10 protein-coding genes are annotated in these 14,327 nt (G+C 61.6%); 4 read left to right on the plus strand and 6 right to left on the minus strand.

The annotated features are described in order from the left end of the window. Positions 1 to 2: 2 nt before the first annotated feature. The 3 genes from AB8A23_RS06625 to AB8A23_RS06635 all read right to left on the minus strand — a co-directional run bounded on the left by AB8A23_RS06625 (position 3) and on the right by AB8A23_RS06635 (position 7,042). Positions 3 to 1,310: an HlyD family type I secretion periplasmic adaptor subunit gene (locus tag AB8A23_RS06625; protein WP_093757640.1), complete on the minus strand. Its 1,308-nt coding sequence runs from the start codon at positions 1,308 to 1,310 to the stop codon at positions 3 to 5. Beyond that, positions 1,307 to 3,064 (minus strand): type I secretion system permease/ATPase, encoded by a 1,758-nt coding sequence (locus tag AB8A23_RS06630; RefSeq protein WP_120288067.1) that lies wholly within the window; start codon positions 3,062 to 3,064, stop codon positions 1,307 to 1,309. Before AB8A23_RS06630 ends, AB8A23_RS06625 begins: the two co-directional genes overlap by 4 nt. Before the next feature lie 138 nt (positions 3,065 to 3,202). After that, positions 3,203 to 7,042, minus strand: a complete 3,840-nt coding sequence (locus tag AB8A23_RS06635; protein WP_439066017.1) for a VCBS domain-containing protein — start codon at positions 7,040 to 7,042, stop codon at positions 3,203 to 3,205. Positions 7,043 to 7,604: 562 nt separating this feature from the next. Between AB8A23_RS06635 and AB8A23_RS06640 the strand changes: the two genes are divergently transcribed. After that, positions 7,605 to 8,408: a transglutaminase-like cysteine peptidase gene (locus tag AB8A23_RS06640; RefSeq protein ID WP_439060094.1), complete on the plus strand. Its 804-nt coding sequence runs from the start codon at positions 7,605 to 7,607 to the stop codon at positions 8,406 to 8,408. A gap of 47 nt (positions 8,409 to 8,455) precedes the next feature. On the opposite strand, the gene AB8A23_RS06645 is transcribed toward AB8A23_RS06640, so the two are convergent. Beyond that, the gene (locus tag AB8A23_RS06645) at positions 8,456 to 10,144 is read right to left on the minus strand and encodes a methyl-accepting chemotaxis protein (protein ID WP_439060093.1); all 1,689 of its coding nucleotides are present in this window, start codon (positions 10,142 to 10,144) and stop codon (positions 8,456 to 8,458) included. 245 nt (positions 10,145 to 10,389) lie between these two features. Between AB8A23_RS06645 and AB8A23_RS06650 the strand changes: the two genes are divergently transcribed. Beyond that, positions 10,390 to 11,232, plus strand: coding sequence for an SDR family NAD(P)-dependent oxidoreductase (locus tag AB8A23_RS06650; protein WP_175369188.1), 843 nt, complete (start codon positions 10,390 to 10,392; stop codon positions 11,230 to 11,232). 18 nt (positions 11,233 to 11,250) lie between these two features. After that, positions 11,251 to 11,760 (plus strand): cupin domain-containing protein, encoded by a 510-nt coding sequence (locus tag AB8A23_RS06655; RefSeq protein WP_175369187.1) that lies wholly within the window; start codon positions 11,251 to 11,253, stop codon positions 11,758 to 11,760. Here AB8A23_RS06655 and AB8A23_RS06660 read toward each other — a convergent pair. Next, a complete protein-coding gene (locus AB8A23_RS06660) occupies positions 11,741 to 12,037 on the minus strand; it encodes a hypothetical protein (protein ID WP_120287516.1) in 297 nt (98 codons plus the stop codon). The genes AB8A23_RS06655 and AB8A23_RS06660 overlap by 20 nt on opposite strands. A gap of 150 nt (positions 12,038 to 12,187) precedes the next feature. Between AB8A23_RS06660 and AB8A23_RS06665 the strand changes: the two genes are divergently transcribed. Further along, a complete protein-coding gene (locus AB8A23_RS06665; RefSeq protein WP_439060560.1) occupies positions 12,188 to 12,961 on the plus strand; it encodes a DUF4886 domain-containing protein in 774 nt (257 codons plus the stop codon). A 125-nt stretch (positions 12,962 to 13,086) separates the two neighbouring features. On the opposite strand, the gene AB8A23_RS06670 is transcribed toward AB8A23_RS06665, so the two are convergent. Further along, positions 13,087 to 14,313 (minus strand): LLM class flavin-dependent oxidoreductase, encoded by a 1,227-nt coding sequence (locus AB8A23_RS06670; RefSeq protein ID WP_120287515.1) that lies wholly within the window; start codon positions 14,311 to 14,313, stop codon positions 13,087 to 13,089. Between the last annotated feature and the right edge of the window lie 14 nt (positions 14,314 to 14,327).

The following is a 14,327-nucleotide window of genomic DNA, read 5'->3' on the forward strand; positions in this document are numbered from 1 at the left end:
GGTCATTTCTCGCGGAAGGCGCGCATCAACTGATCGCTCAGCGGCTTGGCGAGATAGGACAGCATGGTGCGGTCGCCGGTCTGCACGAAGGCTTCGACAGGCATGCCGGGGATCAGGCGCACATCGCCGAGCTTGGCGACTTCCGATGCCGGCATCGAAATCCGGATCGTGTAATAGCTCTGTCCGGTGCGCTGATCCGTTGTCGTATCCGGCGAGACGCGGCTGACGGCGCCGTTGAGCTCGGGCGTGGTGCGCTGGTTGAAGGCGGAGAGTCGCAGCAGCGTCTTCTGGCCGATCTGCAGCTTGTCGATATCCTGCGGATTGACCCGGGCTTCCACCGACAGATTGTCGGTCTGCGGCACGATGAGCATGATGGCGTCGCCGGCGGTGATGACGCCGCCGATGGTGTGCACGGTGGATTGCAGCACCATGCCGTCCTGCGGCGCGCGAATGTCGATGCGGCGCAGCTGGTCCTCGGCAGTGACCTTGCGCTCGACGAATTCGCCGATCTTGTCATTGGTCTCGCGCAGATCCTTGGAGACCTCGCTGACGAGATCCTTGTCGATCTGGAAAATCTGTAGCTCGATCTCGGTGATCTTGCCCTTGGCCTGGGCGCGGGCGGCGATGAATTGCGCGCGTTCGCCGGCGAGGCGCGCGGCGTCGCGCTCCAGCACGGTCAGGCGCGAGATCTGCACCAGCTGCTGGTCGAACAATCCGCGGACGCCGACCAATTCCTTCTCCACCAGCGCTATCTCGCGGGTCTTGGCAGTTTCCTGCGCGGTGAGGCCGGCGATCTCCTCGTTGAGCTGCGCAATGCGTTCGCGCAGCTGCTGCTTTTGGCCGACGCGGCCGGTCGAGCGCACGTTGAACAGCTTGGTCTCGCTGGCGATGACATTCTTCACGTCGTCATCCGCGATCTGCTCGATAAGCTGCGGTGGAAACGTAATACGATCGACGCCGCGCTGCTCGGCTTCCAGCCGCGCCGCGCGTGCCCACAATCCGTTGAGGTTCTTGGTGACGATGGCGAGGCCTGCCTTGGTGACGGTGTCGTCGAGACGCACGACGACATCGCCGGCCTTTACCAGGTCGCCGTCGCGGGCGCGCACTTCGCCGACGACGCCGCCGGTCGGGTGCTGGACTTTCTTGACGTTAGAATCGACGACCACCGAGCCGGGCGCGATCAGGGCGCCGGAGATTTGCGCCGTCGATGCCCAGCCGCCCAAACCGCCTGCGAGCACGAGCACAACAACGAGGCCGATAATGAGGTGGATTCGGATCGAGCGGCGCGATCCTGTCAGCGGCGTAGTCATGGCTTGGCTACTCCGCCGTCGGCGACGATCTTGATCGGCTGTGCTGCCGGGCGCTGCAGAACCTGACCCAGCACGGTCTCCTTCGGTCCGAAGGCCTGCATACGACCATCCTTCAGCACCAGCAACATGTCGACGCCTTCGATGCCGATCGGCCGGTGTGCAACCACGATGACGATGGCGCCGCGCGTACGGGCCGCACGCACGGCCTTGGTCAGCGCTTCATCGCCTTCGGTATCGAGATTGGAATTCGGTTCGTCCAGAACGATCAGGAACGGATCGCCATACAGCGCGCGCGCCAGCGCGATGCGTTGCGCCTGGCCGGCGGACAGAACGCCGCCGTGATCGCCGACCTGCGTATCATAGCCTTCGCGCATGCCGACGATGAGGTCGTGGACGCCGGCCTGCCTTGCCGCGGTGATGATGTCGTCATCCTTCGCATCGGGATCGAAACGGCAGATATTGTCGGCAATGGAGCCTGCGAATAGTTCGACATCCTGAGGCAAATAGCCGATATGGCGGCCGAGATCGTCCGGCGCCCATTGGTCGAGCGCCGCGGCGTCGAGCCGGACATGACCGCGCACCGGCTTCCAGACGCCGACCAGCGCGCGCAGCAGCGATGACTTGCCGGAGCCCGACGGTCCGATGATGCCGAGGCCGTTGCCGGCCGCGAGTGCAAACGTGATGTCGCTCACCGTGATCTTCTGCTCACCCGGCGGTGCGATGCTGACGCCTTCGATCGTCAGTTTCTGCGACGGGTTCTGCAGCTGAGTAACAGCTGCCTGATCCGGCAGAGCGTATAGCAGCCCGTTGAGCCGATGCCAGCTCTGCCGGGCGGTGACAAAACCCTTCCAGTGCGCGATCGCCAGATCGACCGGCGCCAGCGCGCGGGCACTGAGGATCGAGCCGGCGATGATGATGCCGGCGGTGGCTTCCTGATTGATCACGAGATAGGCGCCGACACCGAGCACCGCTGATTGCAGGATCATGCGCATCACCTTGGCGATGGCGCCGAGACCGCCGGCCACATCGCTGGTGCGCTGGTTGCCGGCCAGATAGGTCTCGTTGGCTTCGCGCCAGCGCTGCGTCAGACGCCCGGCCATGCCCATCGCGACGACGACTTCGGCATTGCGCCGGCTGGCCGAGGCAATCCCGCTGCGGCGTGCCGCAAGACCATTGGCCTCGCGCGCAGGTTCGCGGGTCATGATTTCCGTGAGGATCGTCAGGCCTACCAGCAGAACTGCGCCGACCAATGCGGTGACGCCGATCATCGGATGGAAGGCAAAGCAGATCGCCAGATAGAGCGGCAGCCATGGCAGGTCGAACAGTGCGCTCGGCCCCATGCCAGAGAGGAACGAGCGGACGTTATCGAGGTCGCGCAGCGGTTGCAGGCCTTCGTTGTGTCCGCCGGCGAGGAGCGGCAGTCGCACCACGGTCTGGAACACGCGAGGGCTCAGCGCCTCGTCAAGCGAACTACCGATCCGCACCAGAATGCGGCCGCGCAGCAGGTCGAGAATACCCTGAGCCACGTAAAGGCCGCCGGCCAGGACGATGAGACCGACGAGAGTCGGCACGCTGCGGCTTGGCAGCACACGGTCATAGACCTCGAGCATGAAGAACGAGCCGGTCAGATACAGGATATTGATCATGCAGCTCATCAGCCCGACGCCCAGAAAGGCGCCGCGGCAGGCCCGCAAGGCATCGCCGAGCTCGGTCCGCGCTGGCAGGCTGGAGGTTCGTGACAGGCCACGCTGCATCGTCAAACCTTTGCGGATCATGCGGACGGTCGCTCGTCAGGTACCAAGCGCCACCCCAAGCCCCGATCTGACGGCCATTATGCCATCAGTCAGGCGACTTGTGCAGGTGCTGTCCGCGGGACGGTTAACGGTGCCGCGTTACGCCACGTTGGAATAGGGGTGGACGATGAAGTCGCTGGCGTGAAGCTGGGACATGTGCACGTTATTGAGTTGCAGCGTGTCACCGCCATCGAGATGGATCAGGGTATTGTTTCCCTTCTGCTCGATTCCGCCGGACAGTTCCCAAAGGGTCAGCTTCAAATCGCCGAAGGGGCCTGAAAGATTGGGCACACCACGAATGTGGTCGAGCACGATCTTGTCGGTGCCGACCTCGAAGTCCGTGACGATATCCCGATCGATCGATCCGCTATGCGACCCGAAGACGAACTGATCCGAGCCATGGCCACCTGTCAGCGTATCTTTGTTGGCCGTTGCGAAGATAACGTCATTTCCGGTCGTGCCGTTCAGTGACACCTGCGTATTGGACTGGAGAGGTGCTGTATTGAAGATGAAATTGACATGTTCGCTAGCGCCGAATCCGTCAGTGACGGTGACTGCAACGGTGGCTTGAGGCGCGTCTGAACTGGAAGGCTTAAAGGTGAAACCGTCTTCGAGGTAATGATCTATCGAGGACAGCGATCCCGACTTCACTACCGTGCCGTTGATGTCCAGCTTATAGTTCTCACCGCTGGACCAATCTTTGTCCCACACGGACACGTCGGAAATCTTGAAATAGCCGTCGTGGAGCTTGGAAAGCTCAGCCGACGACGTATCGATGTCAGGCGCGTCATTGCTCCAGGTCATCTCGGTGCCACCGTGATGGTCGGAGTCGATGTCGAGATGTTTCAGCACGCCTGGATCGGTCAGCGTGAAATAGTCATTCTTGCCCCAGCCGTAATGCACATCGACGACGCCGTCGTGCTGGTCGAACCAGAGCTGCCAGGGCGAGATGCCCTTCAGGTCGATCGTGTCGCCATAGGACAGACCAGAGACAGTCCCGACGAAGTGAGAGCCGCGATCGAGGATTAACTCGTCGCTGCTGACGCCGGAGAATGTCACATTGGCATCCGACCAGCCGCCGAATTCGAGATTGCCGCCGCTGATTTTCGCGGTGCCGTGACCGGTGACGTTGCCGCCGATCTCGAACAGGCCGGCATAGGCTTCGATGGTCCCGTAATTGACCAGATCGCCTTTGATTTCGAGACCGCCGCAGGAATTCGATTCAATGGTGCCGCAATTGATGAAGTCCGAAAAACGAACGTCGATGACCAGCTTGTAGTGCGTGTCAGCAATGATGTTGCCATGATGCTGGTTGGTGATGTCGAGATGTCCATCGCCCAGCCTGCCGTAGCCGTCGATCGTATTGTCGACGTTGATCAATTTGGCATCGGTGGTGCCGCTGGAAATCCTGTCGGCAGATCCGGCCAGTGTCACCCAGCCGCCGCCTTCAAGCGTAACGGTATGATCAATCACGAGCGCCGCGCCGGACGGTGTGTAGAAGTCATCGATGACGATGGTGCCGGTATTCTGTACGATGCCAGTAACTTCCAACGAAGTGCCGGGCGCGAGCTCAATGTTTCCCGCATTGATGAAGTCGTTGGAAACAGTCAGCGTATGCGCACCACCCGAGGTCGTCAGAAAAATCGAAGTGCAGGCGGCAATCAGCAATGATCCGACAACCGCGTTAACGTCGAGATTAATGTTTGTGTCCGTGTTGATCAGCACGATCTGGGACGCCGTTGGAACGCCTTGCGACCAGTTAGTCGGGTCGTTCCAATTACTGGTTTGTGCCCCCTCGGTCTCGATGAGCGCGAAAGTGCTGTTCGTGCCTGATCCAATCCAGATATTGGCTGCCAGCGTAACTGTTATCGTCTGATTGACCGTGCCGCCGTGACCATCGGCAATGGTAACCGTGAACGTTTCCGTCACTATACCGTTGCTTGAAGCGAGAAGTGCCGCTTCTGCCTGGGCGGGGTCTGCATGATAGGTCCAGCCAAAGCTGCTACCAGAGCCGTCACCGGTGCCCGACGTGATCGTGCCAAAACTCAATGAGCCGATCGTCGTTGCGCTACTCGTTGACGTGATCTGATGTACATCGGTGAGATCGGCGTCGGAGAATGCGATGTCACCTTGTGCAGTCACGCCGCCGGTGCCGATCGAATCGGCAGTCGCGGCAGCGGTGGTACCAGTAGATACGATCACCGGTGCGTCATTCGTGCCCGTAATCGTAATCGTCTCGGTCTGCGCCACACTCGCGCCATGGGGGTCGATGACGCTGTAGGTGACAGTGATCGTCGCCGTCTGACCCTCGCCAAGATAGGCAAAGGCGTGTGGATCGACATGGAGGGTGGTGCCGGTCAGTGTCACGCCGGTCGGTGCGGCCTGTTGTGCGGTGCCGCCATTCAGCGCGAACTTGAGGTTGCCAACGGTCAGCGTCGCCGTTTCGCCGAGATCGGCGTCTGATGCGCCGGCGAGCAGATCGAAGCTCTGCGGGGCAGCGCTCTGCGTTGCGGCGCCTGTCAGCGCAGATGCAACGACCGGCGCATCATTGGAGCCATCGACCGTGAAGGTCAGCGTCTCATGGGTTGTGTCCGGTCCCGACTGGCTGTCGAAGCCGATGGTGTAGACGGCCTTCTGTCCTGCGGCGAGGAACTTGAACGCTGCCGGATCGTAACTGACATGACCGGTTTGTGGATCGACGGTGACCAGCGATTTGAGGTCAAGCGACGTGGGTGTGCCGCTCGGACCGCTCGCCGAAATGATATGCGCGGTGCCCGGCACATAGGGTGTCGCAACGTCGCCGCTATCCGGATCGGTGATCTGGACCTGATCCTTGATTTCAAAGCTGGTCTTGTCAACCGGCAGCATCACGACAACCGGAGCGACGGTGACGATCGGCGCGGTGTTGAAGCGCGTGAAGGTGACATCAGTCGGTGGCGTAGTGGAACCATCGCCCTGCAGCTTGATCGGGACGGTGTAGGGCTGGTTCGGCAGAAAATCCGGAATAATGAATTTCAAGGGATCCGGACTGGTGCCGGAATTAGGATCGCCCGGAGATGAACCGCCGCCGGATCCGTTGCTGCGCGGATTGGCGTTCGGAACGTAGTTCGGGAAATAGGTCTGCAGCGTTTGCTCAATGATCGCCCGTGCGATCGGCGTCAGCGGATCGGCGATGCCTGTGGATGTATCGCCATTGCCGAGCACGCTGGTGACCTGACCGGCCGCATTGACGGTGCCGATCGCCTGGCCGCTGGTCTTGCTATACAGCACATAAGAGCCGGTCACGCCGTTGGGCTCGACCAGAACCTGGAATTTCACCGGCGGTGCGCCGCCCTGTCCGGGCACCTCGAAACCGATTTCGACCAGTACGGCGGTGCCGCGAATGCCCATGGTGGCAACGGGCGTATCGACGCGCATGTTGCCATGCTTGGCAGTTTCGCCGGCAACGAAAGTGATCGTGCCCTGCACGAGGCTGAGCAAGGATGAGTTCGCCGATCCCTGGGGATCGTAGACCATCTCGTTCAGCACCATGCGTGCATTGGCCGAGAGGCCAAACACGGTGCCATCGATGAAAGTCATGGTCAGCGATGAGTCCCCGCCGGCCTGGACAACGTCGCCCTTCTGCACCTGATCGCCGACATTGAGCATCACGGAGACGCCATTGCGGATCGCAGTTGCGCTGCCGGCTAGCTTGCTGACGGTGCCAATAACTTGCGCGGCAGCATTGGCGCCGCCGCCGAGCTGCGCGACCTGCACTTCACCAACAAGGGCGGTGACGAGGTCGCCGGACAGCTGCGCGCCATCGGGCGACGACAGAGCTGCGCGCAGCGAACCCTTGAAATAGTCGGAGATGACGTGTTCGTGACCGTCCTTGGACAGCACGAGATCGACGCCGGAGCGCTTGTAGTCGCCGGAGAACAGCAGGTTCGCATCCTGCACGACAATCGCGGAACCGGCCGTATGAGCGGAAAACGTATGGCCAATACTGCCGCCGCCAGCCGTTGGTTCGGCCGGAGCATCGCCAGATTGCGAAAATTCGAATGGACCCGCGTAGTTCAATTTCTACCGCGCATGGTTATGGTTATTAATTAGCTAATTTGCGAGCCATGCATACCACCGCGGGGTGCAATGCGATAGTGGACGTCTGCGCATCACCTTTTCAAGCTATCGGCCGCTTTGTGAAATCGGCCGAATGCCATTGATCCATATAGTAAATTTTCATTAACGATGTTCCGCGTTCGACCTGTGTTCCGATTACGGAACTCGAGGCCGACGGAACGAATGCCTGAGGTCATATAATCCTCCGGCATGAGCTTTTCGGCGATTTCGATAAAATTGTCGAAAAGCCGGTTAGGCCTCTTTCAGCCTGTCCGCGAACTTCGCCGACCCGGCTAACCCCTTTTAATCTCGTCGAAAATCAGCCGCCTCAAGATGGCCCCACAAACGATCCGGTCACGTGCGAGCAGCCCAGCTTGCCGATGCCCGGACAGATGGGGCGTCTATGATGTGGACTTCTGCTTCTGCGCGGGTGCGCTGCGCGTCTGTGCTGGCCTTGGGGCTGGCGATTTTCGCGGCACCCGCCGATCTCACGGCCGGAACGGCCTTTCCTGACCAGGCGATCGGCACTGTCGAACGGCCTGCGGAGCCGTTTGGCCTGGCCACATCGGCGCTGCCGGAAGGCGAGCTCAAAGCCAAGTGGCGCGGGGTGGAACGCGAGCAGGACGACGAGCAGCTTGCCCTTGAGCTTTGTGCCGAGACGCCCGTCCGCTGCTCGCCGGAGGCGGCGCAGTTTCTCGGCATCATCGGCGACGCCAGTGCCCGCGATGGTCGCGCCCGTATGGGCGAGGTCAATCGCGCTATCAATCTGGCGGTTCGGCCCGGTGATGATCTTGTGCTCTATGGCGCAACGGATGTCTGGCGCTCGCCGCTGGCACTGCTCACCACTGGCGCAGGCGATTGCGAGGACTATGCCATCGCCAAATTCACTGCATTACGTGCCGCCGGCGTTGCGGCCGAGGATCTGCGGGTCGTGATCCTGCGCGACACGCTGCGCCAGGAGGATCACGCCGTTGCGGCCGCCCGTCTCGATGGCCGCTGGTTCATGCTCGACAACCGTCGCATGGCGATGGTCGAGGACGTCAACATGAAGAACACGAGGCCGCTCTTCGTGATGGATCACAACGGTATCCGGCAATATGTCGATGCGCCGCTGCTGGCAGCTACGCAGCGTCCCGTCGCGGATGAAGCAGCTCTGACCACGCTGGCATACAGCGCCAAAAAGGCATCGGGCCGCCCCGCGCTGTAAGCGGAACGGCCCGTATCGATCGAAGCTTCGGTGGTCGGTCGCCTGATTTAGGCCGCGCGAACCTTGGTCAGGAAGTCCGTCACCGCCGATTGCAGCATGCTGGCCTGCCCGTCGAGCTCACGCGCGCCGTTGAGAACCTGGCCGGCCGCTTGTCCCGTGGCGGAGGCCGCTGCGTTGACGCTGCCGATATTGGTGGCGATTTCGCTAGAGCCGGTGGCCGCGGCCTGAATGTTGCGGGCGATTTCGCGGGTCGCGGCGCCTTGCTCCTCGACGGCCGATGAGATCGCCATCGAAATCTCGCTCATCTTCTCGATGGTCGCACTGATATTGCCGATCGCCGAGACGGCATCACCGGTCGTCGACTGCATGCTGGCGACCTGCGCCGAGATTTCCTCCGTCGCCTTGGCTGTCTGGGTTGCCAGGGCCTTCACTTCCGAGGCGACAACCGCGAAGCCACGCCCAGCTTCACCCGCGCGGGCAGCCTCGATGGTGGCATTGAGCGCCAGGAGGTTGGTCTGTGCTGCAATCGTGTCGATCAGCTGCACCACAACGCCGATCTTCTCGGCTGCGCCGGACAGGAGCTGAACCGTTGCGTTGGTTCGGTCTGCTTCGCCAACGGCCTGCCGCGCGATCTCGGTCGATTGCGCGACCTGCCGCGAGATTTCCTCGACGGAAGCGGTCAGTTCTTCCGCTGCAGCGGCAACGGTCTGCACGTTGTTCAGCGCCTTCTCGGACGCCATGCTGACGCTGGCGACGCGATCGGTGGTTTCGCTTGCGGTGTTGGTCATGGACGATGCGGTGGCCTGCATTCCGGCCGCGGACGTCGCAACCGATTTCACGACGCCGTTGACGCTTTGCTCGAAGCCATCGGCAAGGCTGTTCATCGCCGACTTGCGTTCGGCGGCGACGCGCTGCTGGACGGCTACCTCTTCCTGCTCGAGGCCCTGCATGCGGATCGCATTGTCCTTGAACACCTGCACGGTCGTGGCCATCGCGCCGATCTCGTCGCGACGATCGGCGCCGGGAATCTCGGCTTCCAGCTTGCCGTCAGCAAGATCCCGCATGCGGGTGCCGAGCTGGCTCAGCGGCCTCGTGATACTGCGGGCGATGAACCAGGCGATCAGACCGGCAATGACCGCGATACCGAGGATCGCTGTCGCCAGTGACCAGATGATCGGCGTCATCTTCGCATCGAGATCGTCGAGATAGGCGCCGGTGCCGACGAACAGATTCCAGTCGGGCACGGCAACCGCATAGGAGAACTTGCGGATCAATTCGGTCGTGCCCGGCTTCATGTATTCGTAATACAGCGTGACATCACCCTTGGCGGCGACGCCGTCGCGCAACTCGCGGGTCAGCGCACGGCCGTTGGTCGGGACGTCCAGCCGGTTGGTGCCGAACTGTTTCGGATCCGGCGTCACCAGCGCGATGCCGTTCATGTCATAGGAGAAGACGTAGCCGTTGCCCTTGTCATAAGTCATTGTGCGGGCGCGCTTGACGAATTCCTGGATCGCGGCATCCTTCGTCAACTCGCCGGCTGTCACCTGCTTCTGCAGACCGAGCGCCATGTTGCGCGCCGTTTCGACGATGGCGAGAACCTGCTCCATGCGAGAGCTGCGCATCTCAGCGCTGACGAGGCGCGTCGCCTGCACGCCGGCGAGGCAGAGACCGATCAGAGTGACGGTGACGAGAAGCCCAAGCTTGGCGGAAATCGGCAGGTTATTGAGCAGCTTCACGGAAAAGGTCTCCAGCAATCGCGAGCCATGCTTGGATGGCGGTACAATGCTGCACGATACGCAGATGCGTCTTAGAACTTCCTTAATCGTAATTCTCGGGACTCTCCGACGGTTGTGGCTTGGAAAGTGCGCCGCTTCATCTGCAAATTCAGCGGGCTGCGAGTCGCGCTGACTCAAAATACGCCTTGCGCGGGCGCAGGTTCGGGGCGTCAAATGCCGGCCATAAAAACAAACGGGGAAACGATATGGGGCGTCTCGACAACAAGGTCGCAGTCATCACCGGTGCAACGAGCGGCATCGGATACCGTACGGCGGAAATCTTCATCGCGCAGGGTGCGAAAGTTATGATTGCCGGGCGTCGTGCGTCGGAAGGCAATGCGCTTGCTTTGAAGCTCGGCGCAAATTGCAGTTTCCGTCAGACCGACGTTACCGATGAAGCGCAGATGAGTGCACTGATCGGTCACGCGGTCGAGAAATTCGGCCGCATCGATTGCCTGTTCAACAATGCCGGCGGTCCGGCGCAAACCGGTGGTATCGAAGGCCTCGATGTCGATCGTTTCGATACGGCGATGGCGACACTCGTACGCAGCGTCATGCTCGGCATGAAACATGCCGCCCCGTATATGAAGAAGCAGGGCTCGGGCAGCATCATCAACAATGGCAGTATTGCCGGCCGGCTCGCCGGCTACTCGTCCTCGGTGGTCTACGGCGCCGCCAAGGCCGCGGTCATCCATCTGACCAAATGCGTGGCGATGGAGCTCGGTGAGAGCGGCGTGCGCGTCAACAGCATCTCGCCAGGCGCCATCGCGACCGGAATCTTCGGCAAGGCGCTGGGACTATCGGTGGAAGCAGCCGAGCAGACGCCGGCGCTGATGCGCGAGGCATTCAAGGCTGCGCAGCCGATCCCGCGCGCTGGTCTGCCGGACGACATCGCTCATGCCGCCGTCTTCCTCGCCAGCGACGAGTCGTCTTTCGTCAATGGCAACGATCTGGTGGTCGATGGCGGTGTCACCGGTGGTCGCAACTGGAGCCAGCAGCAGCAAGGCTATGTCGCGATGCGCAAGGCGTTCGGCCAGGACAATGGCTGACGGGCAGGGGAGCGAAGAATGTCCATCACATGCGATGCGGTCGCACCGAGGCTGCCTGAAGCCCACTATGTGTCCGTTGCTGTTGCAGCAGGATTGATGTGTGCAATTGCCCTTGGCAAGGCACTTCCGGCGACAATGGACGCCTTGTCGATTGTTCTGGCGCCGCTTTGCGCCGTCAACGCTGGCTCCAGCGCCAATCCCGGCGATGCGGTGGAACTGATCACATCGCATGCGCTGCCGAATGTGCCGGGAAAGCGCGTGACCATTGTACGCGTGTCCTATGGACCCGGCGGCTTCAGCGCGCCGCATCGTCATTCCGGCACGGTGACAGCCTACATCACCAAGGGAGAGATCCGCTCGCAGCTCGGCGGCGGTCCGGTCGAAATCTTCAAGGTTGGGCAGTCATTCTTCGAGCCGCCGGGCTCGACGCATCTCGTCTCGGCCAATGCGAGCAATACGGAGCCGGCCGAGCTGATCGCAGTGTTTGTGGCCGATGAAGGCGCGCAGCTTACGATGCCGCTGGACTAGTTGCGGTGGTCAAGGCTGGCGTCTTTGGCATGACGCGTCCATGCCGTTGCAGGAAGGACAAGCCTGCGGCCGTCACTTGAACGACGGAGCCATGTCCGGCGATGTGCATGCGTGTGGCAAATCCGCGGTCGATGCAGTCTTCCCACACCGTCAGTCGCGGGCACGACGTCCGCCATGCATCGAGCACGTCGGCATGGGATCTGGGTTCGCGCGCGATCCATTCCAGGAGATCAAGGATCAGGGGATCGAGGTCATGGGAATCGAGCTCATGGGGCATGGCGCTGTCTGCCTCCCGCGATCGAGGCCGGCGCAATCCGCACCGACCTATGCTATCGATACGCATATCCGCACATAATAAGAACCGGGAGACAATCCATTGTCCAGAACTTTGCGAGTCTTGCTTGTCGCCGTGGCGACCCTTGCTGCCATGGCCAGTGCGTCCGTTGCGGTGCAAGCGCAGACCAAACCCAAGGTCACGTCGCTGGGGCCCGATTTTCCGAAGACCGAGATCTTCATCGGCAACAGCTTCTTCTATTTCAACAACAGCATGCACAGCCACGTGCTGGGGATGGTGCGCGCTGCCGACCCCGCCAAGAGGACGAGCTATCAGGCGACCTCGGTGACCATCGGCGGCTCCGGCTTCGAATGGCACGATGTCGAGAGCTACTTTCGACCCAATGCCATCGCGTCCTATTCCTTCGATGATAATAACAACATCATCTTCAACAAGCGGGAGCGGCTGTTCGATGCTGCGATCATGATGGATTGCAGCCAGTGCCCGATCCATCCCAAGCTGAAGTCGGTCTTTACTGAATATGCGAAAAAGGATGCGGACATCGTCAGGGCGCATGGCGCGAAACCGGTCTTCTTCATGTCCTGGGCCTATGAAGACAAGCCGGAGATGACGCAGCAACTGGCCGAGGCCTATACGGTCGCCGGTAATGATAACAATGCCTTGGTGATTCCGGCAGGTCTGGCATTTGCCAGGGTGCGCGCGAAGCAGCCCGAGCTCAATCTGTACCAGCCCGACAGGCGTCATCCGAGCATGGCAGGCACATACCTTGCGTCCTGCGTGGTCTTCGCCGCGCTGACGGGCCGCTCGCCGGTGGGCAATCCGTATCTCGCGGGTCTCGATGAAGCGACTGCGAAGATGCTGCAGACGGCGGCGTGGGAAACGGCGCAGGATTACTACGGGAAGTAGGCCGCCAGCCTCTCCCCGTCATTGCGACGCAGCGAAGCAATCCAGTCTTTCTTTGCCGAAGTGAAGAGCTGGATTGCCGCGTCGCTTCGCTCCTCGCAATGACGGAGGAAAGGCCTGAGCCGGGCTTACCCCTTCTTCTGCAGATCCGGTGCATTGACGAGCGGAATCGCTACGCGCCCTGGTCCGGTGAGCGGCAGCGCCGCGGCGGCCTTGTCGTTGGCCATGATCTTGGCCATCACGGCCTGGCCCGCGCGCTCGAACACCTCGCGGTTCTCGATCACGAATTGCTGCGACTTGCGCAAAGACGCGATGTAGCCGTTGATCTCCGGCACCACATAGCGCGCCACCATGTCCCAGCTGCGCCTCGTGTTCTCCGGATTGGCCCAGTCATGCACGAAGCCGATGATGGTGCCGACACCGCCTGAGACCTGCATCAGGTTCTTGATGGTCTTGATGAGGTCATCCGGCGTGCCGATGGTCGAGGCCGCATTCTCGCCGCCCGCCGTCTTTTCGACTGCGTCCTCGGGTGAGGTGAAGGGCTGCAGGCCCGGCCGCTGCAGCGTGCCGACATTGTATTCGTTGTGCCAGCGCATCAGGCCGGGGCCGGCCTCGCGCGCGGCCTGTTCGCGCGTCTCGGCGATGTGCCAGGACAGCAGCACACGCCAGTTGGCGCGGTCCACCGTGGTGCCGTGCTTCTTCGCGGCATCCTCTGCAAAGCCCCATTGCGTCGGCAGCGCCATCAATCCCTGCGTCGACATCGAGCCGAGCGAGATGATGCCGATGCCGTATTTGCCGGCCAGCGTCATCCCCGACGGCGAGATCTGCGACGCAACCACGAAGGGCATCTCCTCCTGCAGCGGCAGGATCTGCAGCGCGGCATCGTTCATGGTGAACCAGTCGCTCTTCGCGGTGACGCGTTCGCCGTTGAACAGCCGACGGATGATGGCGATGGCTTCGTCCTGGCGGTCGCGCTGGGTCATCGGGTCGATGCCAAGCGTATGCGCGTCGGAAGCGAGAGCCCCGGGGCCGGAACCGAAAATGGCGCGACCGCCGGTCATGTGGTCGAGCTGCACCATGCGTTGCGCGACATTGTAGGGATGATGATAGGGCAGCGAGATCACGCCGGTCCCCAGGCGAATGCGCTTGGTACGTTCGCCTGCCGCGGCGAGGAACATTTCCGGCGAGGCGATCATCTCCCAGCCCGACGAATGATGCTCGCCGCACCAGAATTCATCGTAGCCGAGCGCATCGAGCTGCTCGACGAGATCGAGGTCCCGCCGGAACTGCAGCATCGGATGTTCGCCGATCGGATGATGCGGTGCGAGAAAGGCGCCGAACTTCACGCGAGCCATAGTGTTTCCTCTTT

Origin of the sequence: Tardiphaga sp. 619_E2_N8_4, assembly GCF_051810905.1 — a bacterium.
Taxonomy (GTDB): Bacteria; Pseudomonadota; Alphaproteobacteria; order Rhizobiales; family Xanthobacteraceae; genus Tardiphaga; species Tardiphaga robiniae.